The organism is Mycobacterium sp. SA01 (assembly GCF_041287105.1).
GTDB lineage: Bacteria > Actinomycetota > Actinomycetes > Mycobacteriales > Mycobacteriaceae > Mycobacterium.
The window spans coordinates 416,056-435,548 of the sequence record NZ_JBGGNO010000021.1 but is presented as its reverse complement, the minus strand read 5'-3'; the positions used below and the strand labels follow the sequence as shown (position 1 = coordinate 435,548).

General features: G+C 64.2%; 20 protein-coding genes. 10 read left to right on the top strand and 10 right to left on the bottom strand.

Going from position 1 to position 19,493, the window contains the following annotated elements:
• Nucleotides 1-49 precede the first annotated feature (49 nt).
• From AB4879_RS26105 to AB4879_RS26080, 6 genes are read left to right on the top strand one after another with little or no spacing between them, the layout of a single operon-like run.
• On the top strand, nt 50-1,327 hold the full coding sequence (locus AB4879_RS26105) for an MCE family protein (RefSeq protein WP_370509891.1): 1,278 nt from the start codon (nt 50-52) through the stop codon (nt 1,325-1,327).
• A complete protein-coding gene (locus AB4879_RS26100; protein ID WP_370509890.1) occupies nt 1,324-2,349 on the top strand; it encodes an MCE family protein in 1,026 nt (341 codons plus the stop codon). The genes AB4879_RS26105 and AB4879_RS26100 overlap by 4 nt, the downstream gene beginning before the upstream one ends.
• Nucleotides 2,349-3,446, top strand: coding sequence for an MCE family protein (locus AB4879_RS26095; RefSeq protein ID WP_370509889.1), 1,098 nt, complete (start codon nt 2,349-2,351; stop codon nt 3,444-3,446). Before AB4879_RS26100 ends, AB4879_RS26095 begins: the two co-directional genes overlap by 1 nt.
• Nucleotides 3,443-4,879: an MCE family protein gene (locus AB4879_RS26090; protein ID WP_370509888.1), complete on the top strand. Its 1,437-nt coding sequence runs from the start codon at nt 3,443-3,445 to the stop codon at nt 4,877-4,879. The genes AB4879_RS26095 and AB4879_RS26090 overlap by 4 nt, the downstream gene beginning before the upstream one ends.
• On the top strand, nt 4,876-6,102 hold the full coding sequence (locus tag AB4879_RS26085; RefSeq protein WP_370509887.1) for an MCE family protein: 1,227 nt from the start codon (nt 4,876-4,878) through the stop codon (nt 6,100-6,102). The genes AB4879_RS26090 and AB4879_RS26085 overlap by 4 nt, the downstream gene beginning before the upstream one ends.
• Nucleotides 6,102-7,643 (top strand): MCE family protein, encoded by a 1,542-nt coding sequence (locus AB4879_RS26080; RefSeq protein ID WP_370509886.1) that lies wholly within the window; start codon nt 6,102-6,104, stop codon nt 7,641-7,643. The genes AB4879_RS26085 and AB4879_RS26080 overlap by 1 nt, the downstream gene beginning before the upstream one ends.
• Nucleotides 7,644-7,667: 24 nt before the next feature.
• On the opposite strand, the gene AB4879_RS26075 is transcribed toward AB4879_RS26080, so the two are convergent.
• Together AB4879_RS26075 and AB4879_RS26070 are read right to left on the bottom strand one after the other, a co-directional pair.
• Nucleotides 7,668-8,183 (bottom strand): hypothetical protein, encoded by a 516-nt coding sequence (locus tag AB4879_RS26075; RefSeq protein WP_370509885.1) that lies wholly within the window; start codon nt 8,181-8,183, stop codon nt 7,668-7,670.
• 98 nt (nt 8,184-8,281) lie between these two features.
• Nucleotides 8,282-8,920 (bottom strand): PaaI family thioesterase, encoded by a 639-nt coding sequence (locus AB4879_RS26070; protein ID WP_370509884.1) that lies wholly within the window; start codon nt 8,918-8,920, stop codon nt 8,282-8,284.
• A gap of 150 nt (nt 8,921-9,070) precedes the next feature.
• Here AB4879_RS26070 and AB4879_RS26065 point away from each other — a divergent pair, with 150 nt between their 5' ends.
• Nucleotides 9,071-9,709 (top strand): helix-turn-helix transcriptional regulator, encoded by a 639-nt coding sequence (locus AB4879_RS26065; protein WP_370509913.1) that lies wholly within the window; start codon nt 9,071-9,073, stop codon nt 9,707-9,709.
• Here AB4879_RS26065 and AB4879_RS26060 read toward each other — a convergent pair.
• Nucleotides 9,706-11,412 carry a 3-ketosteroid-delta-1-dehydrogenase gene (locus AB4879_RS26060; RefSeq protein ID WP_370509883.1) on the bottom strand — a complete coding sequence of 569 codons (1,707 nt, stop codon included), beginning with the start codon at nt 11,410-11,412 and terminating at the stop codon, nt 9,706-9,708. The genes AB4879_RS26065 and AB4879_RS26060 overlap by 4 nt on opposite strands.
• A gap of 138 nt (nt 11,413-11,550) precedes the next feature.
• Here AB4879_RS26060 and AB4879_RS26055 point away from each other — a divergent pair, with 138 nt between their 5' ends.
• Both AB4879_RS26055 and AB4879_RS26050 read left to right on the top strand, forming a co-directional pair.
• Nucleotides 11,551-12,699 (top strand): Rieske 2Fe-2S domain-containing protein, encoded by a 1,149-nt coding sequence (locus tag AB4879_RS26055; RefSeq protein ID WP_370509882.1) that lies wholly within the window; start codon nt 11,551-11,553, stop codon nt 12,697-12,699.
• Nucleotides 12,699-12,977 carry a ferredoxin gene (locus AB4879_RS26050; protein WP_370509912.1) on the top strand — a complete coding sequence of 93 codons (279 nt, stop codon included), beginning with the start codon at nt 12,699-12,701 and terminating at the stop codon, nt 12,975-12,977. The genes AB4879_RS26055 and AB4879_RS26050 overlap by 1 nt, the downstream gene beginning before the upstream one ends.
• On the opposite strand, the gene AB4879_RS26045 is transcribed toward AB4879_RS26050, so the two are convergent.
• Nucleotides 12,913-13,566, bottom strand: coding sequence for a TetR/AcrR family transcriptional regulator (locus AB4879_RS26045; RefSeq protein ID WP_370509881.1), 654 nt, complete (start codon nt 13,564-13,566; stop codon nt 12,913-12,915). The genes AB4879_RS26050 and AB4879_RS26045 overlap by 65 nt on opposite strands.
• 200 nt (nt 13,567-13,766) lie before the next feature.
• Here AB4879_RS26045 and AB4879_RS26040 point away from each other — a divergent pair, with 200 nt between their 5' ends.
• Nucleotides 13,767-14,687, top strand: a complete 921-nt coding sequence (locus AB4879_RS26040) for a hypothetical protein (RefSeq protein ID WP_370509880.1) — start codon at nt 13,767-13,769, stop codon at nt 14,685-14,687.
• Nucleotides 14,688-14,705: 18 nt separating this feature from the next.
• Here AB4879_RS26040 and AB4879_RS26035 read toward each other — a convergent pair whose 3' ends face one another.
• The 6 genes from AB4879_RS26035 to AB4879_RS26010 form a co-directional block, all read right to left on the bottom strand.
• On the bottom strand, nt 14,706-15,158 hold the full coding sequence (locus AB4879_RS26035) for a nuclear transport factor 2 family protein (protein ID WP_370509879.1): 453 nt from the start codon (nt 15,156-15,158) through the stop codon (nt 14,706-14,708).
• A gap of 19 nt (nt 15,159-15,177) precedes the next feature.
• Complete coding sequence (locus tag AB4879_RS26030) at nt 15,178-15,960, bottom strand: SDR family NAD(P)-dependent oxidoreductase (RefSeq protein ID WP_370509878.1); 783 nt, start codon at nt 15,958-15,960, stop codon at nt 15,178-15,180.
• A 35-nt stretch (nt 15,961-15,995) separates the two neighbouring features.
• Nucleotides 15,996-17,072: a hypothetical protein gene (locus tag AB4879_RS26025; RefSeq protein WP_370509877.1), complete on the bottom strand. Its 1,077-nt coding sequence runs from the start codon at nt 17,070-17,072 to the stop codon at nt 15,996-15,998.
• Nucleotides 17,073-17,094: 22 nt separating this feature from the next.
• Nucleotides 17,095-18,033, bottom strand: coding sequence for an alpha/beta hydrolase (locus AB4879_RS26020; RefSeq protein ID WP_370509876.1), 939 nt, complete (start codon nt 18,031-18,033; stop codon nt 17,095-17,097).
• Between the two features lie 64 nt (nt 18,034-18,097).
• Nucleotides 18,098-18,961, bottom strand: coding sequence for an SDR family NAD(P)-dependent oxidoreductase (locus AB4879_RS26015; protein ID WP_370509875.1), 864 nt, complete (start codon nt 18,959-18,961; stop codon nt 18,098-18,100).
• On the bottom strand, nt 18,958-19,443 hold the full coding sequence (locus AB4879_RS26010; RefSeq protein ID WP_036345307.1) for a hypothetical protein: 486 nt from the start codon (nt 19,441-19,443) through the stop codon (nt 18,958-18,960). The genes AB4879_RS26015 and AB4879_RS26010 overlap by 4 nt, the downstream gene beginning before the upstream one ends.
• Nucleotides 19,444-19,493: the final 50 nt, after the last annotated feature.

Genomic DNA, 19,493 nt, shown 5'->3' with positions numbered 1-19,493 from the left:
CATCTACGGCTCCAACGGCAACTTCAACCTGTCCGGATAGGGAGATGACGTGACACGCAATCTCGGTCCGGGCCCGGCCGACCGATCCGAAACCGAAACCGCCGCCGCACCGGTGGCGGCCCGAACCGGCGCCAGCTTCGGCGCGCGCAACTACGCGCGCCCGGTAGCGGGCAGCCTGACGGTACTCACCATCATCGTCATCATCGTGGTCGCCGTCGGCCTGTTCCGTGGCGACTTCACCAAAACCGTTCCGGTGACCGTGATCTCCGACCGCGCCGGCCTCGTCATGAACCCCGACGCCAGCGTCAAACTTCACGGCGCCCAAGTGGGCACGGTGGCTTCCATCGACTCGCTGCCCGACGGCAAGGCCGCGCTACATCTGGCGATCGACCCCGCCAAGGTGCGGATCATCCCTGCCAACGTCAACGCCGACATCACCTCGTCAACCGTCTTCGGGGCCAAGTTCGTCGAATTGCGCACGCCCGCAAACCCGTCCGCGCAGCGTGTGCAATCGGGCCAGGTGATCGACGGTAAGCACGTCACCGTCGAGATCAACACCGTGTTCCAGCAGCTGGTCTCGGTGCTGTCCGAGATCGACCCCGTCAAGATCAACCAGACTCTCGGGGCGATCGCCAAATCCCTGAGTGGGCGAGGCGACAGATTCGGCCAGACCCTGGCCGACCTGGACACCGCGCTGGCCACAATAAACCCCAGCCTGGACACCATCAATCACGAAATCGCCATCGCTCCAGAGGTATTCGATGCCTACGCAGACGCCTCGCCAGACCTCGTGAACACCGTGAGCAGCGCGACGAAAATCAGCGACACCATTGTCGACCAGGAACAGAACCTCGACACCCTGCTCATCAGTGCTATCGGCCTCGCCGACATCGGGACCGAGGTTCTGACCGACAACCGGCAACCGTTGACCGACCTTGTCCATCTGCTGGTCCCTACTCTCGACCTGACCAACAAGTACAACGCGGCCCTGACCTGTGGACTCCAGGGCATGATCCCGTTGGCAACCGGTCCGGGTACCGCACAACCAGGCGTCATGTTGCTCGACTCGTTCTTCCTGGGCCGCGAGCGCTACCGGTACCCGGCCAACCTGCCCAAGGTCGCCGCCAAGGGTGGCCCGCAGTGCGCCGACCTGCCGGCGGTGGGCTTCGAACAACGACCCCCGTACGTGGTGACAGACATCGGCGCCAACCAGGCTCAATACGGCAACCAGGGGATCCTGCTCAACTCCGACGGCTTGAAACAGGCCCTGTTCGGGCCGATCGACGGACCGCCACGTAACTCCACACAGATTGGCATGCCGGGATGACGGGCCTGTCGAAGACCATCGTCAAGATCAGCATCTTCGGTGTCGTGATGATGCTGTTGACCGGGGCGTTGTTCGCCATCTTCGGACAGTTCCGCAGCGGGTCGACGAACACCTACTCGGCCATGTTCACCGACGCGTCGCGCCTGAAATCAGGGGACTCGGTCCGGGTGGCCGGAGTCCGGGTCGGCACCGTCAGTGATGTCGCGTTGCAGGTCGACAACAAGGTGATCGTCACATTCGACGCCGATCGCGACGTCGTGCTGACGTCAGGGACCAAAGCGGTCGTCCGATATCTCAACCTGGTCGGCGACCGCTACCTGGAACTGCTGATCAGTCCGGGCTCGGGGAAGGTCCAGCCGCCGGGCAGCCGGATACCACTGGGCCGCACCGAGCCGGCGCTGGATCTCGACCTACTGCTCAGTGGCCTCAAACCCGTTGTCCAGGGCTTGAATCCGCAAGATGTCAATGCGCTGACCAACTCATTGATCCAGATCCTGCAAGGTCAGGACGGCAACGTCGAGTCGCTGTTCGCGCGAACGTCCTCGTTCACGAGTTCCCTGGCCGACAACGGCAAGACCGTGCAGCAGCTGATCGACAACCTCAACACTGTGGTCACAACCATCAGCAAAGACGGCGAGAAGTTCTCCGGCGCCATCGACAAGCTGGAGAAGCTGATCAGTGGTCTGTCTGCCGACAAGGACCCCATCGGAGCGGCCATCTCCGCCCTGGACAACGGCACGGCGTCGCTCGCGGACCTGCTGACCCAGGCGCGACCACCGTTGAGCGGCAGTATCAACCAGTTGGGCCGCCTGGCACCGCTGCTCGACGAGGACAAGGCCCGCGTGGACCTCGCGCTGCAGAAGGCACCCGCCAACTATCGAAAGCTGGTGCGACTGGGCGCATACGGCAGCTGGCTCAACCAGTATCTGTGTGGCTTGTCCGTGCGGGTCACCGACCTGCAGGGCCAGACCGCCTACTTCCCCTGGATCATCCAACACACTGGAAGGTGCGCCGAGCCGTAATGCTCAAATACCGTGGATCCTCGCTGATACGGGCGGGCTTCATCGGCCTCGTCCTGATCATTCTCGTTATCGTCGTCGGATTGCAGCCCGAGCGAATGATGACGTGGGCCAGCGCGATTCGGCACCAGGCGGTGTTCGCCGAAGCGGGTGGTCTGGCAGCGGGCAACGATGTCGTTGTCGCCGGCATCAAGGTCGGAACTGTCTCGGAGGTGTCGTTGCTGCGTGGCGATGCCCTGGTGACCTTCATGGTCAACGGCACGGTGCGGCTGGGCTCGGAGACGACCGCGCACATCCGCACCGGAACGCTGCTGGGTCAGCGGGTGTTGACGCTCGAGCCCGAGGGAGCCGGAAAGCTGCGGTCCTCTGACGTCATCCCGCTGTCACGCACCGGATCCCCCTATTCCCTCACCGATTCGGTGAACGATTTCACGGCCAATACCGCCGACACGAACACCGCGACGCTGAATCAGGCCCTGGACACGTTGTCCGACACTCTGGATCGCGTCACCCCGCAGCTGGGTCCGACGTTTGATGGTGTGAGTGCGCTGTCGCGGATGCTGAACGAACGCAACGACTCGCTGGCGGGATTGCTCGACAGCGCCGCAAAGGTCACCGGAGTTCTGTCGCAGCGCAGTGAGCAGGTCAACACCCTACTTCTCAATGCCAACGACCTGTTCGGGGTGTTGGATCAGCGACGGTACGCCTTGGTGAATCTGCTGACCAACACCTCCGCGCTGTCCAAACAGATCAGCGCGATGGTGCACGACAACGAGAAGACGCTGGCGCCGGCACTGGAGAAGATCAATTCAGTGACCGCGATGTTGCAGAAGAACAACGACAACATCGTCAAGGCGCTCAACGGGTTGGCGAAGTATCAGTTGACCCAGGCGGAAGCCGTCAACAACGGCTTTTACTACAACGCCTTTGTCGGCAACCTGCTACCGGCGCAAACCCTGCAGCCCTTCCTGGACTACGCCCTGGGCTTCCGGCGGGGAACCGATGCGGGGCAGCCGGCCGACAACGCGGGCCCCAGGGCGGAATTCCCCTTCCCCCGCAACGGAATACCTCAGCCCGCTCAGCGATGGGGACAGCCATGACATCTCGCAAACGAGTTACCGTCGGCGCGGCGCTGGTGCTGGCAGTGCTGCTGGTCGCCGGCGTCGCCGTGCTGATTCGCCAGTCGGTTGACAAACCGACCACGATCACCGCGTATTTCACCAGCGTCACCGCGATCTACCCCGGCGATGACGTTCGGGTCTCGGGTGTGAAAGTCGGCACCATCGCATCCATCGAGGCGCAACCAACTCAGGCAAAAGTCGTACTCGACATCGACCGAGGGGTATCGATACCGGCGGATGGCAAGGCGATCATCGTCGCCCAGAACCTCGTCGGCGCCCGCTTCGTCCAACTTGCGCCGTCATACCGGGGGAGCGGTCCCACCATGGCGAACGGCGCGGTGATCGGCCTGGACCGCACAGCGATTCCGGTGGAATGGGACGAGGTCAAGACCCAGCTGATGCGGCTGGCGACTGACCTCGGGCCGGCCAACGACGCGTCGAGCACGTCGGTTGCGCGCTTCATCGACACGGCCGCCACGGCACTCGACGGCAATGGCGACAAATTGCGGCAAACCATCGCCCAGCTCGCCGGCATCAGCCGCGTCCTGGCCAATCGCAGCGGAAACATCGCCGACATCATCAAGAATCTGCAGACGTTCGTCACCGCACTGCGCGACAGCAACACCCAGATAGTCCAGTTTCAGAATCGGCTGGCCAGTGTGAGCAGCGTCGTGGACGGTAGCCGATCGGATCTGGATGCGGCCCTGACCGATCTGTCCGGTGCCGTGGTCGACGTCCAACGTTTCATCGCGGGCAGCCGGGACCAAACTGCCGAGCAGATTCAGCGACTGGGCGATGTGACCCGTACGGTCGCCGACAACAAGACAGCGTTGGAGAACGTGCTGCACGTGGCCCCCAACGCAATCGGGAACAGCTACAACATTTACAACCCTGACACCGGCAGCGGTATCGGCGCGTTCGCGCTGGCCAACTTCTCCAATCCGGTGCAGGTGATCTGTTCGGCCATCGGTGCGGTCAGCAATGCGACCGCGTCGGAGACCGGTAAATTGTGCGCCCAGTATCTCGGGCCGGCACTGCGCCTGCTGAACTTCAACTACCTGCCGTTCCCGTTCAACGCCTACCTCGGGAAGTCGCCGAGCCCGGAGAACTTGGTGTACTCGGAGCCGCAACTGGCGCCGGGGGGTTCCGGTGCGTCGGCCCCGCCTGCCGAAATCCCACCGAGTGTGTCGGCCTACACCGGATACAACGGTGACGTTCCCCCGCCGCCTGGCTGGGGCACCCCACCCGGTCCGGCGGGATCGTATGCGCCCAATGGTCTTCCGGCCGATCCGCAGCCGGCCCTGTATCCCGGAGCCCCGGTCCCGCCGGGTGTCGTGTCCTCACCTGCTGCGCCACCGCCGTCGAACCTGGAGGGCATGTTGCTCCCGGCCGAAGGGACGCCGCCATCATGATTCGAGATCGTTCGCTCCGACACTTCGCGGTGTTGACATCGTGTGTGGCGGTCACCGTGAGCGGGTGCGCGTTCGGCGGACTCAATTCGCAGCCTCTGCCGGGCACAGCAGGCCGCGGGTCGGGTGCGACCACGTATCACGTCGAGCTGGCCAACGTGGGAACGCTGGAATCGAATTCGCCGGTGCTCATCGGCGATGTCGTCGTCGGGAGTGTCGGCACGATGCGGGCGCGGGACGGGCATGCCGACGTCGAGGTGTCGGTCAATCCCGGCGTTGTCGTTCCGGCGAACGCGGTTGCCGTGGTCGGGCAGACCAGCCTGCTGGGATCGATGCATCTGGCGCTGAATCCGCCGCTCGGTCAGGCGCCGAGCGGTAGCCTGCGGCCGGGTGCAACGCTCGGCCTCAACCGCTCGTCGACCTACCCGTCGACCGAACAGACGTTGTCGGCACTGTCGGTGGTCGTCAATGGCGGTGGCTTGGGCCAGATCGGCGATATAGTGCACGAGTTCAACAGCGCCCTCAACGGTCGCCAGGACCAGATCCGCGATTTGTTGGGCCGACTCAACGACTTCGTCGGGATGCTGGCCGCCCAACGGGACAGCATCAATGCCTCCATCGCGTCATTGAATCGCCTGGCGGATGTGTTCGCCGGCCAGCGTGACGTGCTGACCGAGGCGCTCAAACGGATCCCGCCGGCGCTGGAGATCCTGGTCAAGGAGCAACCGAAAATCACGACCGCGCTGGAAAAGTTCCGCACCTTCAGCGATCTGGCGACCGGCCTGATCTCCGATACCCAGGCGGACCTGGTGCGCGACTTGAAGAACCTCGAACCCACCTTGCGGTCCCTGGCCGATGTGGGTCCCAAGCTCGACACGGTGCTGGCCTACGCCACGACATTTCCGTATACGCAGAACTTCATCGACCGGGCCATCCGGGGCGATTACATGAACCAGTTCATCGTGTTCGACTTCACCATCCCGCGGCTCAAGCGCACCTTGTTCCTGGGCACCCGGTGGGGCCAGGAGGGCGCCAAACTGGTTCCCGCACCGGGCGATCCGTGGTATGCGACCTACACCTACGATCCGCTGAACGCGCCGCTGACCCCCACACCATCGGAGGTTGCCGCGATTCCGCCATTGGTCGATCCCGGGACGACTGACGCGACGGGATCGCTACCGGGTCCTGATCCGCACGCGGCACCGCACAACGAGGGTGGTCAGTGATGTTGACGCGATTTATCCGCACTCAGCTCATCATCTTCGCCATCGCCTCGATCGTCTCGATCACGGCCATGGTCGTGGTGTATCTGCAGGTTCCGACCCTGATCGGTATCGGCAAGATGACGGTGAAGCTGGAGATGCCCGAAACCGGCGGCCTGTACCGGTTTTCGAACGTGACCTATCGCGGCGTTCAGCTCGGCAAGGTCACCGACGTACAAGCCACTGAACAAGGTGCCGAGGCGACGTTGATGCTCGACACCTCACCGGAGGTGCCCGCCGATGTCCAGGCGCGAGTTCTCAGTGTCTCGGCAGTCGGGGAGCAGTATGTGGATCTGGTGCCGCGCAGCGCATCAGGCCCCTATCTGCGGGACGGCTCGGTGATCGCGGCCGGCAACGTCACCGTTCCGCAGGCGGTCGGCCCGATGCTTGATCAAGCCAGTGAGCTTCTGAAGAGCATTCCCAAACAGCGGCTCGGGGATCTGCTGGACAATTCCTTCGCGGGACTGAACGGATCAGCCGACGACCTGAGCACGCTGATGGATTCGTCCTCGCGGCTCGCCGCCGACTTCAACCGGTCCGCCGAGCGTCTGCGCACCGCGGTCGAGGACGGCCGCCCGCTGCTGGACGGCCAACTGGCATCCACTGACGCCATCCGGACGTGGGCGCACAGTGTCGCCGGCGTCACCGGACAATTGGCGGACAACGACCCTCAGGTGCGGGGTCTGTTGGCGAATGGGCCGGGTGCAGCCGATGAGGCCGCCCGGCTGCTCAACCAGATAAAGCCAACCCTGCCGGTACTTTTGGCCAACCTCACCACCATCAGCCAGGTGGCCGTCACGTATCACGCTTCGCTGGAACAGTTGCTGGTGTTGCTGCCGCCTGATATTGCCGCCACCCAGTCGATGGGCGGGGGGCCGCGCAATCCCACCGGCATGTCGCTCGGTGACTTCACCGTCGTGATGAACGATCCACCCGCCTGCAGCGTGGGATTCCTACCGCCGAGCTCGTGGCGGTCCCCGGAGGACCTGTCCGATGTCGATACCCCGGACGGGCTCTACTGCAAGCTACCGCAGGACTCACCCATCGGTGTTCGCGGTGCCCGCAATTACCCGTGCATGGGCAAGCCGGGCAAACGCGCTCCGACAGTGGAGATCTGCAACAGCGACCAGCCTTACGAGCCGCTGGCCATGCGCCAGCATGCGACCGGTGCTTACCCGATCGATCCGAACCTGCTCGCGCAGGGGATCCCGCCCGACGACCGGACCACGTTCTCGGACAACATCTTCGGTCCGTTGCAGGGCACACCCACACCATCCGCGGCTCCACCGGCAGCGCCACCGACGCCGGCGCCTGCCGACGGTGCAGCGCAGGTAGCGCCAAGCGGGTTCAGCCCGGGCGCAGGACCTGGACCATCGGTTGCCGTCACTCGATACAACCCGAAGACCGGGCAATACGTCACGCCGGAGGGCGCGGTGTTCCAGCAATCAGATCTGGTCGCGCCGGACGCCACCCGATCGTGGAAGGACTTGCTGCCGACCACGTGAGAAGCCGGCCGCGCGAATCCGACGTCAGGGCTGTTTGACGAGTTTGAACGGCATGTTGACGAACAGCGCCAGGCTACGGCCGCAGGCCCCGCTGGGCCCGGTCGTCTGGTCCTCGCCGAGCAGCGTGGTGGAGCCGGGGTCGCCCGCTTCACCGCCGGGTGTCATGGGCTGAAACCAGAACACCTGCAGGCCGTCGGCTGATGTGCCATCGGGGCACGGTTCCCAATTGGCCACGGTCCGTTTGACATACCACATCCCGCCCGTCTGATAAATCGGCGCGGACCAGCCTGCATCGCTGGTGACGGTGCCGGTGCACTCGGTGGGGTAGCTGCATCGGGTGCTGATCACCCAGTCGGATCGCACCGATTTCTCGTCGTGGAAGACGTCGTTGGTCTTCGCCCACTCGCCATTCGACGTGGCGGTGAAGGTTCCGTTGAGTCCCCAGTCATCAGCCGCGTGGGCCGGAGTTGGGACACTACCGCACTGCAGTGCACCAGTGGCTACCAACCATATTGTGACAGTGCGTAATCCACGCATCATTCTCCTCAACGCCGGTCAGGTGCTGTGCCAGGGGCACCGCGCGCGAAGCTAACACCGGCGAGGTGCCGAGGATGCGCTACCGTCCACTCAACGGACGGTCACCCGCCGTCCGCGGAGGTCCTTTTCGGGCGGATGAACACGCCATGCGCCTCAACGGTGATCATGCCGTCGGCGTCGGCTATCCGACCTACGGCAAAGGTCTTGATGCCCTCGTGACGGTCCACCCGAGCCTCGGCGTGGACGCGGCCGAGGCGAGTCGGTCGCACATAACGAACAGTGAGCGTGCCGGTGAAGGCGGGGTTCCCGGGTTGATGTGCGGTGGCGCCGAGCATGTGGTCGAGGATCAGAGCGCATACCCCACCGTGGACGTGTCCTGGAGGGCCTTCAAATGCGGCACCGAGGTCTACCTCGGTGTGCACCGAGCCGTCCGCATCGCCGTGTATGACCAGCGGGGGAGCGACCGGATTGCGAAGGCCGATGGCGACGTTGCCCCACGCAACCGTGCCGCCGTCAGTTGTCGTCTGCACACCGAATGAGCCGGGGCTCATCTCGGCAGCAAGCAGTTCGGTGGCCCTCTCGATGAGTGCACGGGCGGTAACGACGGTCTCGGCATCGACTTCGGTGCGGATCGTGGCATCGATGAGGTGCCGGACGGACCGGGTCAGGGGTGCGAAAACGGCTTCGCCTCGTTCGACGTCGACGGCTCGCATCTGGTTGTCCGGCTCGCCGTGACTCATTGCACCTGACTCCCTCCCGCGACTGCACGTCTACGTTGCTAGCTGGAATGCCGGCTGCGCAATGCGCCATCCCGACCAGCGGTCGGCAAACCGCACTCCGGTGACCTGGGTTGATACCCTCAGCGGGTGACCGAGCCCGAATCTGGCGCCATGCCGTCGCTGTCCGCGACCGGCTGGGCATTGCTCGGGATGCTGTCATACGAGACGGAGCTGTCGGGTTACGACATCCGGAAGTGGATCGACTGGAGCATGCGCTACTACTACGGCAGCCCAGCGTTCAGCCAGATCTATTCAGAACTCAAGAAGCTCGAGAAGCTGGGCCTTCTCACGTCCCGGGTGGACGGCGCAGGCACCCGGAACCGCCGTCTGTACAAGATCACCGAGGCCGGCATGGAAGCGGTCACCCGGTGGGCGCGGGAGGCTCCGCTCGAGCCGCCGTCTCTGAAGCACCCCGCGATTCTGCGAGTGACCCTCGGGCACTTGTCTGATCCGGCGGCGCTCAAACAGATGCTGCACGAGCACATCGCGTACATCGACAGGATGCAGCGCGACGCCGCCAAGGAAGCTCGGTGGGCTGCCGCGGATCCCTCGTGGGCGTACGCCAAGATCGCGCTGGACTGGGCCGACCGGTATTACGAGTCGGAGCGGGAACTGACTTTGAGGTTGATCAAAGATCTCGACGAAGCCGAGGCCAACTTCCCGAAAGTCGGTGAGGGCGGCAAGATTCCGTGGCCGGATCCGGCCTACTGGTACGAGATCGAACGCAAAGCCGACGCCGAAGACGCCTAGGTCCTCCCCGCCGCGTCGAGGGCGGCGATATAGCCGTATACCAGGCCTTGGGCGATCGTCGCACCCGCGCCGGGATAGGTGTTCCCGAACGCGTTGGCCGCCGTGTTGCCGATCGCGTACAAGCCATCGATGATGGTTCCGTCCTCGCGAAGCACCCGAGCGCGGTCGTCGGCGCGTAGGCCGCCGCAGGTCCCCAGATCGCTCAGCACCATTCTCACCGCGTAGAACGGTCCCTTCACCAGCGGCCGCAGATTTGGGTTCGGGGTGATCGTGGGGTCACCGTAGTAGCGGTCGTATGCGCTGCGGCCGCGCTCGAAGTCGGGATCCTCGCCGGCGAACGCATTCTCGTTGAAGCGGGTCACCGTCGCGGAGAAGTCGTCGACGGGCACCCCCATTTTCGTGGCGAGATCGCTGAAATTGTCTGCGCGAACAGCGATTCCGGCGTCATACCAGGACTGGGGAATCGGCATCCGGGGGAACAGCTCGGCAGCGAAGACGTAGCTGTTGCGGTACTGCTGATCGAAGACGATCCACATACTTTCCACCGGGGTCCCGGCGGCTTCCAGTTGCAGGACCCGCTGACCGAAGCTCATGTAGTCGGCGGACTCGTTGGCGAACCGCCGGCCGTTCTGGTCGACGATGAACGACCCGGGCAGCGACCGCTCGGCCAACATGACCGCCGGGGCCGCGTCCGGCAGTGGGGCGACAGCAGGGAACCACCATGATTGATCCATCAGCGCGATGTCGGCGCCCACGTCCTGGCCGATGCGGATCGCGTCGCCGGTGTTGGATTCCGCACCGAGACTGAGATTTCGGCCGAGAGATTCGGATTGGAACTTCCACCGCATGTCCATGCTGTGATCGAATCCCCCCGCGGCGAGTACCACGCCGCGGCGCGCGGTGACGGTGACGCTGTGTCCGGAGTGTTCGAGGACGGCGCCGGTGACCCGGCCGCCATCGGTCGTCAGCTCTTTCAGCGCGGTGCCGAGCCAGATCGGAACTCCGGCACGGATCGCACCGGCGAACAGGCCGGCCGCCAAGGCCTGGCCCCCGGCTGCGTAGCGCCTTCCGAGGGCGAGCCCACCGACTCCCTGCGCGAGCCGCTTGAGAATGGTGGGTAACCCCTTGCGCGGTACCCGGCTCATGAGGTTCATCCAGCGGTAGTCCGCACCGGTGGTCGGCATCGGAATGCTGACCTCCATGATTCCCGGACGAAGGTCAGGCAGATATTCGCCGAGAATCGTGGTGTCGAGTGGGCGGCACTCGCACGTGCGTCCGGCAGCTGACCCACCAGGGGCTTCCGGGTGGTAGTCGGAGTATTCCTTGGCCCAGAACAGCTTCATCGGAGTTGTGCGGCGAAGCATGTCCACCGTTGCCGGCAGGTTCTTCACGTACGCCGCCGAGCGCTCCTGTGGTGCCGAGTCGGCTACCACCGAGTCGAGGTACGTCTGCGCCCGGCTCGCTGTGTCGACACCGCCGCATTCCGCGATCACCGGGCTGGCGGGCAGCCAGAGCGCCCCACCGGATCGTGCAGTCGACCCGCCGACACGCGAAGACTTCTCCACGACGAGAACCGACAACCCCCGCTCGTGGGCGGCCAGGGCGGCGGCGAGCCCGGTGCCCGACCCCACCACCAGAAGGTCTACCTCGGTGTCGGCGATGGTCAACCCGGTGGGGACGGTGTTGTGGCTGGTGGGGATCACAATTGTCGACGATAGGTCGGCGCGGGGAAATTCTGAATCCCGCCTCCCTTTGAGCGGAACGCAGACCTTCGCACGGCGTTTCTGCCAAGTTGAATGGGGACATCAGCCCGCGGATCCATCGATGAAGGACGGACGCAGATGACGACGCATGCCGAGGCCGACGACGTTCGCTTGATCGAGGCCGGATCGGTACCCACCCGCTTTGCCCGGGGATGGCATTGCCTGGGTCTGATCCGCGACTTCGCAGATGGGAAGCCGCACCAGATCAACGCGTTCGGCCAGAAGCTCGTGGTGTTCGGCAGCCAGGACGGTGCCATCAACGTGCTCGACGGCTATTGCCGGCATATGGGTGGTGATCTGTCCCAGGGAACGGTCAAGGGCAACGAGATCGCCTGCCCGTTCCACGACTGGCGCTGGGGAGGCGACGGTCGGTGCAAGTCGGTGCCCTACAGCAAGCGGACCCCGCGGTTGGCGCGCACCGCCTCATGGCCCACGTTGCAGCAGGACGGCATGCTGTTTGTCTGGAATGACCCGGAGCGCAACGCGCCGCCGGCAGATGTGACGATCCCTCGCATCGAGGGCGCCGGTAGCGACGACTGGACCGACTGGCATTGGTACACCACCGTGGTGAACACGAACTGCCGGGAGATCATCGACAACGTCGTGGACATGGCGCATTTCTTCTACATCCACGGATCGCTGCCGACCCATTTCAAGAACATCTTCGAGGGCCACGTCGCGACGCAGTACATGAACAGTGGCGGCCGTCCCGATATCGGGGAGCCCGGCGAAACGCAGATGTTGGGGACGACGTCGGTCGCGTCCTACCACGGCCCGTCGTTCATGATCGACGACTTGACCTACCACTACACCAATGTCGACCACCATACGGTTCTGATCAATTGCCACTATCCGATCGACGCGAATTCCTTTGTCCTGCAATACGGCATCATCGTCAAGAAATCAGCAGAGCTGCCTGACGACCTTGCCATGCAGACGGCGATCGGTCTCGGGGACTTCGTGAAGATGGGCTTCGAGCAGGATGTCGAGATCTGGCGCAACAAGACCCGGATCGACAATCCGCTGCTGGTGGAAGAGGACGGGCCGGTATACCAGCTGCGGCGGTGGTACGAGCAGTTCTATGTCGACGTCGCCGATGTCACGCCGGATATGGTGGACCGCTTCGAGTTCGAACTCGACACCACACAACCCACCGCGGCGTGGATGAAGGAAGTGGAGGCCAACCTGGCCATCCAGAAGGCGGCATCCGGGTCAGTGGGGGGATGATGGCGGTCCGCCCAGATATTCGCCTCGATGACTCGCCGATGGTCCCGGTGACGTGTGTGCGTTGTGGCGCCGGCGTCGAGGTCCGAAAGAGTAGTTGGAATCAGACCAGTGTGCAGTGGACCGCGTCGGCTTTGAGTCGATGTGAAGAGCGCTGCAGCGCATCGCAATTGGCGGCGAACGGAAGGGGCGGTCTCTTCCTGGCGTGCTCAGCCCTCAATGGTTCGATCGTCGATGCCGTGAAAGCGGGGATTGTTCCCGTTCTGGACACCGCCCGCTGATCGATCCGATGATCATCTCCATCCCGCTTCGCAGCGCGGATTGCAGGCGGGCGAAATCGCCATCGTCAACCCAGTGCACGTAAGCATGCCTGCATGCCTGAATTATCAATTGGGCAGGCAACTCTCGTGAAAACGAGTCGGTGCCGAGGTCGAACCGCGCGTCGAGAAAATCGGTGATCGGCGTGGCCAGGTCTTGGCCCCAATCCAGCCAACGCAGTCGATACTGCGGGTCGCTGAGCACCAACGCCATGAACGCGCGGTCGACGTCGAATTGACCGCGCTTGGGGATCTCGCTGCCGAAGGCGCGAACCAACGCATCGACGGGGTCGCTACCTGATTCTGCGTCGGCCAGCACGTGAATGCTCAGGCTGCCGAACTTGCCGAAGAGCGGCAGGATGACGTCTTCCTTGACAGGAAAGTGGCGGTGAAACGTCCGAGGCGCGATGCCGACGACCTCACAGATTCGCTCCACGGTCGCCGAGAAGGATCCGTCGGCGAGGAAGATGTCCCGGGCCGCCACGGCGACTTCGAGCCGCAACTCCTCGGCGCGCCGCTCGGTGAGTGTGGCCGGTTTACCGGTCGACGTCATGCTGTCACCCCCTTTGTCTGACCAGCTGGTTCATCGTAATCGCCGCGATCGTGTGCGCTTGCTTCACGCACCGCACATCTCCCGCTGACCGGGAATCCCGCACTGGCGCGAGTTACGCCGGCTTTATCGTCTGTGTCAGATTCTGCCACACAGGCTGAATCTGACTGCCACCCAGAGTCGAGTGCTTCCAGGAGGATCCAGTGTCAACCGCTACCGAAACTGCCGACGACCTGAACTACGACGACTACACCCACGACTTCATGGGCAAAGTCGGCAATATCCAGGATTTCTCCCGCGACTTCCTTCTCGGCCTGGCCCGCGTCTTCGAAGACGTCTTGAACTTCATGCCGTACGCGCACGTGAAGATCTACTCGGAGAAGGTGGGTATCAACGCTGCCATGGACGTCGCGGCCGAGGTGTCGAGAGCGGGTATGCGACAGGTCATGCCGATGGGCCGGTTCATCGCACCCCCGGGTTGGGATTGGAAAGACGCTCAGTACCAGGCTATTCCGTTCGACGTGCAGACCGAGGACCTGACCAAACCGGCCCTGATTCGGCTGATCAAGACGTACTGGGACCAATACCTCAAGGGACACAACTACTTCATCGACCAGTGGACGAAAATCATCCCCGAGGAAGAGGTTTGGTTGGGTCTGCCGGACATGTATCAGCTGATCATCGACTACCAGTACCCGAAGCTGGCGAAAGTCTTCAAGATCGAGCCCGTCCACGTCGTGGACTTCCTCAAGCTGGCGGTCCTGAGTATCGACGGCACCCTCGGATACGGCGGCGAGTACATCGTCTACAATTCGGACCACGTGGTGCTGAACATGCGCCGCTGTGAGGTGCTGCAGAAGTACACCGACGAGGGCCTCTACCCGCCGGCGCGGGCGTGGATGAACTGCACCTTCGAGCAGCGCATCTCGGCACCGTTCTTCCCGGGCTGCAAGCTCGCAATCAACCTGCCGCCCAAAGATTTCACGTTCGCACAGGGCGAACCCTTCTGCGTGTGGACCTACACCCGCGGTGAAGAAAATCATGCCGCGGCCGCGGCCGCGCCGGATCCGCGCGCAACTGCCATGCAGCGCATTCCGCTGATGGATGTGACGGTGTCGAAATGAGCTGACCGGAGCGGGAGGTCAGCGCGGTTTCGCTTCGAACACCTCAAGAGTGCCGACGAAACCGCGATTGACCTTCACCCGCTCGATCAGCAGCCATGATCCGTCGGCCGCCCGCCGCCAGGCGTCGCGGTAATCGCCGAGGGTGTACATCCGCGTCGCCGGATCGTCGGTCGAGTTCAGGTGAACGTCGCGGATGTATGCCCGGCTGGTGGCCCGATCACCCGAAACATCGATCACGACATTGCCGAGCAGGTGCTGGGTGACTCCGCAGTGGTCCAAGTAGCCGCGGACGAGGCCGACGACAGCGGAGCGCCCAGTCACCCGCCCGGTGCCGAAATCGCCCTCGGCATCCTCGGCGAGGATGCGCTCCATCGCCGCCCAGTCCCGTTCGTCCATTGCACGCGCGAAGAGGATCAGCGCGCGTTCGATGGCGCGTTCGTCGAGCAGGAGCATCAAAGCAGCCGACTCCATGCCGACGGTCCCCTCTCAGCTAGGCGTGCGCGCCGCCGTCCAGACGGATCTCGGTGCCGGTGATGAAGGCGCCGTCATCAGAGGCAACCATAGCGACCACAGCCGCGACGGCACTTGGATCGCCCAGGATCTCGCTGTCGTTGCCGTGAAGAAGCGGAGTCTGTTTGGCCCATAGGCCGAGGTCGTACCCTTCGGGCATCTTGTCCAAGGTGCTGTTGGCCAACGCCGTGGACACACCACCCGGTTGGATGTTGACCGCGCGCAGACCCTGCTTCGCGTATTCCAAGGCGAGCGAGTGCGTGAAACTCAGTATTCCGCCCTTGCTGGCCGCGTACGCCGCCATGTACGGGTGGGCGAAGGTCGCGGCGGTGGAGGTGAAGTTCACGACGACGCCACGGCCAGACTTCAGCAGCGCGGGCAGCGCTTGCCGGGTCATGAGGAACGTTCCGGTGAGGTTGACCGCCAGTGTGCGGTTCCACTCGTCCAAGCTGGTTTCGTGGGTATGCGAACAACTCTGAACGGCAGCGACGTTGATCAACGCCTCGAGTCCGCCCATCTCTGTCACCGCCGTGTCCACCGCAGCGATGACCTCATCCTCGAGCGATATGTCCACGACGGCCGTGGTGAGGCGCTTGGCTGTTCCGGCTTCCTCGGCGGCCGCGGTGGTTGCCGCCAGGCCGGCCGCGGAGATATCGAACGCGGCGACCGCTGCGCCCTCGTCGAGCAGGCGGGCCACGGTCGCGGCGCCGATACCCGAGCCCGCGCCGGTCACGATCGCGCGCCGGTCTGAGAACCGTTGCATCACACTGTCCTTCTGCTGCTTAGGCCCTTTACTACTCAGGCGAATTGGAATGCGCTGATGGGTGCCTCGTCGGGGTAGCTCGTGGGTCCGCCGAGGTCGTAAGCGGAGTTGAGGGCCGCGATGAACTGGGGATCGTGCAACGGCTCGCTCGGCACATCGAGTGCGATGCCCTTGCCTTTGAGATCGTCGACCATCATGCCGATCGCGCGTTCGATCGTGATGTCGTCGGTCCCGTCCATGTTCTTTTTGAGCTCGTCGAAGTCTGTGAAGACTTCGGCGGACCAGTGCACGAGGAACCTCAGTTCGTCGGTGTGGTGGCGGGCGATGACATCGTCGCCGTTCTTCAACAGCCATTGATCGCGGTCGGCGGGGTCGCCGGCGAAGACGGTGTCGAATGCCAATCCGGCCGGAACCTGTTGGTCCAGTGGGCCATTGGCTTCACCCCGGTGCACCATCATCTCGTTCTGCACGACCACCCCGCGGTTGTTGATCGGGGGCAGGACGCGGGCGGGAGCCTTGAGCGGGCCGTCGGGCCAGTAGGTGAACCCGGATCCTTCGTCGAGGGAGAACCAGGTGATGACCTGGGCCATCTTGATCAGGTAGTCGGTGAACAGCCCGGACTTGCCCATCACGCTGCACAGCCAGGTCGGCGCGTTCTCGTGACGCACACCTCGGAAGCTCGGCGAATCCAGGTGGCCGGGGTCGCGGTTGGCGCACGGCCCGTTGATGTTGAACAGCATCATCTCCGGCTTGGCGTATTGCGCGTTCCAGTAGTTCTTGGCGTGCCCGATGAAGTCGGCGTTGTAGAAGCAGTCGTGCAACTCGGGGTAGAGGACGGTCCCGTAGTTGGCGAGATACCCGCGGAAGGTCGGCGTCAGGAACAGGTCCAGCGAAGGCGTGAAACCCTCGGGGAACGCGCCGCTCATGGTGGCCATCAGTTCGTCGGCGGAGGCGAAGTGCTGGGCGATGATGAGCTTCCACGGCCCCTCGCTGTGCACGACATCGAGCAATCGCCGCCGTTGATCAGGGGTGTAGATGTCGGCGATCTCCCGCGGCGGGGCCACCGGACGCAGGATGTCGGACAGTTCCTGACGCTGCTCATCAGTCAGCATGATGATCTCCTTCGGTGCTGAGTCATTCGATTGTGGTGGGTGTCGAGTTGGACGATCCGGCGATCGTCCGTTGATCGGGAGGTCCGCTTTCGGTGCCGAGATGGCGGAATTTCGCGCGCAGCAAGGCACCGATCTCCGCGATCGCCAGGCGGCCCCGCGCGGTGGCATCGGACCGCATCAGGAAGCCGTGGTACACGCCCGGGTAGCGAGTGAGCGTCGTCTGCACGCCGGCATCACGCAGCCGCAACGCGTACCGTTCGCCCCAATCCCGGATCGGGTCACACTCCCCGGTCACCACGATGGCTGCCGGCAGGTTACGCAGATCCTGTGCATAGGCCGGGATTTGGTACGGATCCCGCGGCACCCCAGTTCCCTGGTCGACCAATTCGTGCATGTACAGGATGTCGTCGTGGCGCAGCATCGGTGCATCCGGCATCGAGGTGATCGACGTCGCACCCATGTCCCGGTCCAGGCCCGGATAGAGCAGCACTTGCGCGGCGATGTCGGGTCCGCCGTGATCCCGCGCCGCCAATGCGACAGCGGCAGCCAGCGATCCGCCCGCACTGTCGCCGACCACCGCGAGTCGGCCTGCGTCGATACCGAGGGAATCGGATTGTGTCGCAACCCATTCGGTGGCGGCGTACGCGTCGTCGAATTGGGCCGGTGGTGGCGCCTCCGGTGCCAGTCGGTAGTCGACCGATACCACCGCGGCGCCGCTGGCGTGGGCCAGCGCGCGTGCCAGGGGTTCGAACGAGTGATTGCTTCCCATCACCAGCCCGCCGCCGTGCAGGTAGACGAGCACGGGTGGGAAGGGTTCGGTGGTCGGCCGGTAGAGCCGCAGCGGGATCGGCCCCGCCGGGCCCGAAGCCGTCAGATCGTCGATGCCCGCCATCGGCGACATATCGGGCAGCGGTGCCGATTCGAGGCCGGCCCGCACTGCGGCCAGACCCCGGATACGCATCGGGGGGAGCTCGCCGAGAGAAGCGACGCGGTCTGCGGCGTCCGGGTCAAGTTGGGGGAGCACGTCAGTTCTGCGCGGGGTCGAATCGGCGTTCGGTACGTAACCGGGGCGGCTCCTGGCTGGTCAAGACGCGGGCCCGCTCCGCCATCGCCGACCCGACGTAATCAGGCTGAGTGAGCAGGTAGAACCGGCCCTCGGCGGCTTGTTCGAACACCACTTCGGCGGCCGCGATCGGATCCATGGCCTCGGCTTTGATGTCCAGCATGGCGGTTCGCTGGGCCTCGGCGGCACCGGCGTCACCAGAGTTCACGCCGCCTGCGGACTCGAAGATGTTGGATACCACCGCACCTGGCAGGACCGCCTGCACATGTACATGGTGATCGTGCCCGGCGGACTGGACCTCGAGGTGCAGGCACTCGGTCAGCGCCAGCACGGCATGCTTGCTCATGATGTAGGGCGCCTGCAGCGGAACCACTGCGACGCCGCCGATCGAGGACAGATTCCACACCCACGCCGGCGCGTCGGTGGCCATCATCCTGGGGAGAAACGCCCGAACTCCGTAGAAAACGCCGCTGATGTTGATGTCGACGACGCGCTGCCAGTTGGCCACGGGGGTGTCCCACAGGTAGCCGAACTGTTCGACACCGGCGTTGTTGACCAGCAGGCGCACATCGCCGATATCGCGGTAGACAGTCTCGGCCAACTCGTCGACCGCGTTGGCGTCGCGCACGTCGCAGACTGCCTCGACCGCGGAACCGCCTGCCGCGGTGAGTTCGTCGCGGAGCGCCGCCACTGCTGCGGCGTCGACGTCGGCCAGGACCACAGTCATGCCCAGCCGGCTGGCCTGACGAGCCAAGCCCGCACCGATTCCCGCTCCGGCGCCGGTGATGACGGCGACTCCGCCACCGAAGGTTTCGCGTGCGCTCACGCGGGGGTGCTGGCGGAGGCGTTGGCGGTGTGCTGCGCGAGCGGCACGGAATCCTCGGCGTCGAGGACCACCGTCATTGAGGTGAACACGAGGCCGTCGCTCGCCCGGCGGATGCCGGCGTCGACGACGCCACTGGATACGGCGAACGGAACGTTGTTGGTGATCTGGTTGACGAACAGATAGAACCGGACCGAGGTCACGTCACCGTCGACACCGGTGCGGAAGATGTTGGTCGCGTGGTGGCGGCAGGGGTACGGGTTCTCGTTACGGTGCTCGGTGAGCCAGGCGCGGGTTTCCTCGCCGCCGTGAAGGTCGGCGGCGAGGAGGTGCTCGAATGGGCAGTTCCCGGAATCCGAACGGCTCAGGTACTGCATCTCGTCGCCGATCCGGGCGTCCACCTCGGTGAAGTGGCCCTGGTCGTAGTGATACCAGAAACCCGCGATGAACTCCTGGACCTCGGACAAGGCGATCTCGTTACTCATGACGAGAAGTCAACCCCGGATGTGGCGCCAGTTACACCGGTGATGACCGT

Coding starts and splice junctions, on each gene's coding strand:
- AB4879_RS26020 (WP_370509876.1), bottom strand. CDS start 18,033: ATGCGTATCCGGGGTCTGGCCGCAGTGCGGGCCGGCCTCGAATCGGCA.
- AB4879_RS26075 (WP_370509885.1), bottom strand. CDS start 8,183: ATGATGCGTGGATTACGCACTGTCACAATATGGTTGGTAGCCACTGGT.
- AB4879_RS26095 (WP_370509889.1), top strand. CDS start 2,349: ATGCTCAAATACCGTGGATCCTCGCTGATACGGGCGGGCTTCATCGGC.
- AB4879_RS26085 (WP_370509887.1), top strand. CDS start 4,876: ATGATTCGAGATCGTTCGCTCCGACACTTCGCGGTGTTGACATCGTGT.
- AB4879_RS26090 (WP_370509888.1), top strand. CDS start 3,443: ATGACATCTCGCAAACGAGTTACCGTCGGCGCGGCGCTGGTGCTGGCA.
- AB4879_RS26070 (WP_370509884.1), bottom strand. CDS start 8,920: ATGAGTCACGGCGAGCCGGACAACCAGATGCGAGCCGTCGACGTCGAA.
- AB4879_RS26030 (WP_370509878.1), bottom strand. CDS start 15,960: ATGCAACGGTTCTCAGACCGGCGCGCGATCGTGACCGGCGCGGGCTCG.
- AB4879_RS26065 (WP_370509913.1), top strand. CDS start 9,071: ATGCCGTCGCTGTCCGCGACCGGCTGGGCATTGCTCGGGATGCTGTCA.
- AB4879_RS26025 (WP_370509877.1), bottom strand. CDS start 17,072: ATGCTGACTGATGAGCAGCGTCAGGAACTGTCCGACATCCTGCGTCCG.
- AB4879_RS26100 (WP_370509890.1), top strand. CDS start 1,324: ATGACGGGCCTGTCGAAGACCATCGTCAAGATCAGCATCTTCGGTGTC.
- AB4879_RS26010 (WP_036345307.1), bottom strand. CDS start 19,443: ATGAGTAACGAGATCGCCTTGTCCGAGGTCCAGGAGTTCATCGCGGGT.
- AB4879_RS26055 (WP_370509882.1), top strand. CDS start 11,551: ATGACGACGCATGCCGAGGCCGACGACGTTCGCTTGATCGAGGCCGGA.
- AB4879_RS26045 (WP_370509881.1), bottom strand. CDS start 13,566: ATGACGTCGACCGGTAAACCGGCCACACTCACCGAGCGGCGCGCCGAG.
- AB4879_RS26035 (WP_370509879.1), bottom strand. CDS start 15,158: ATGGAGTCGGCTGCTTTGATGCTCCTGCTCGACGAACGCGCCATCGAA.
- AB4879_RS26080 (WP_370509886.1), top strand. CDS start 6,102: ATGTTGACGCGATTTATCCGCACTCAGCTCATCATCTTCGCCATCGCC.
- AB4879_RS26050 (WP_370509912.1), top strand. CDS start 12,699: ATGGCGGTCCGCCCAGATATTCGCCTCGATGACTCGCCGATGGTCCCG.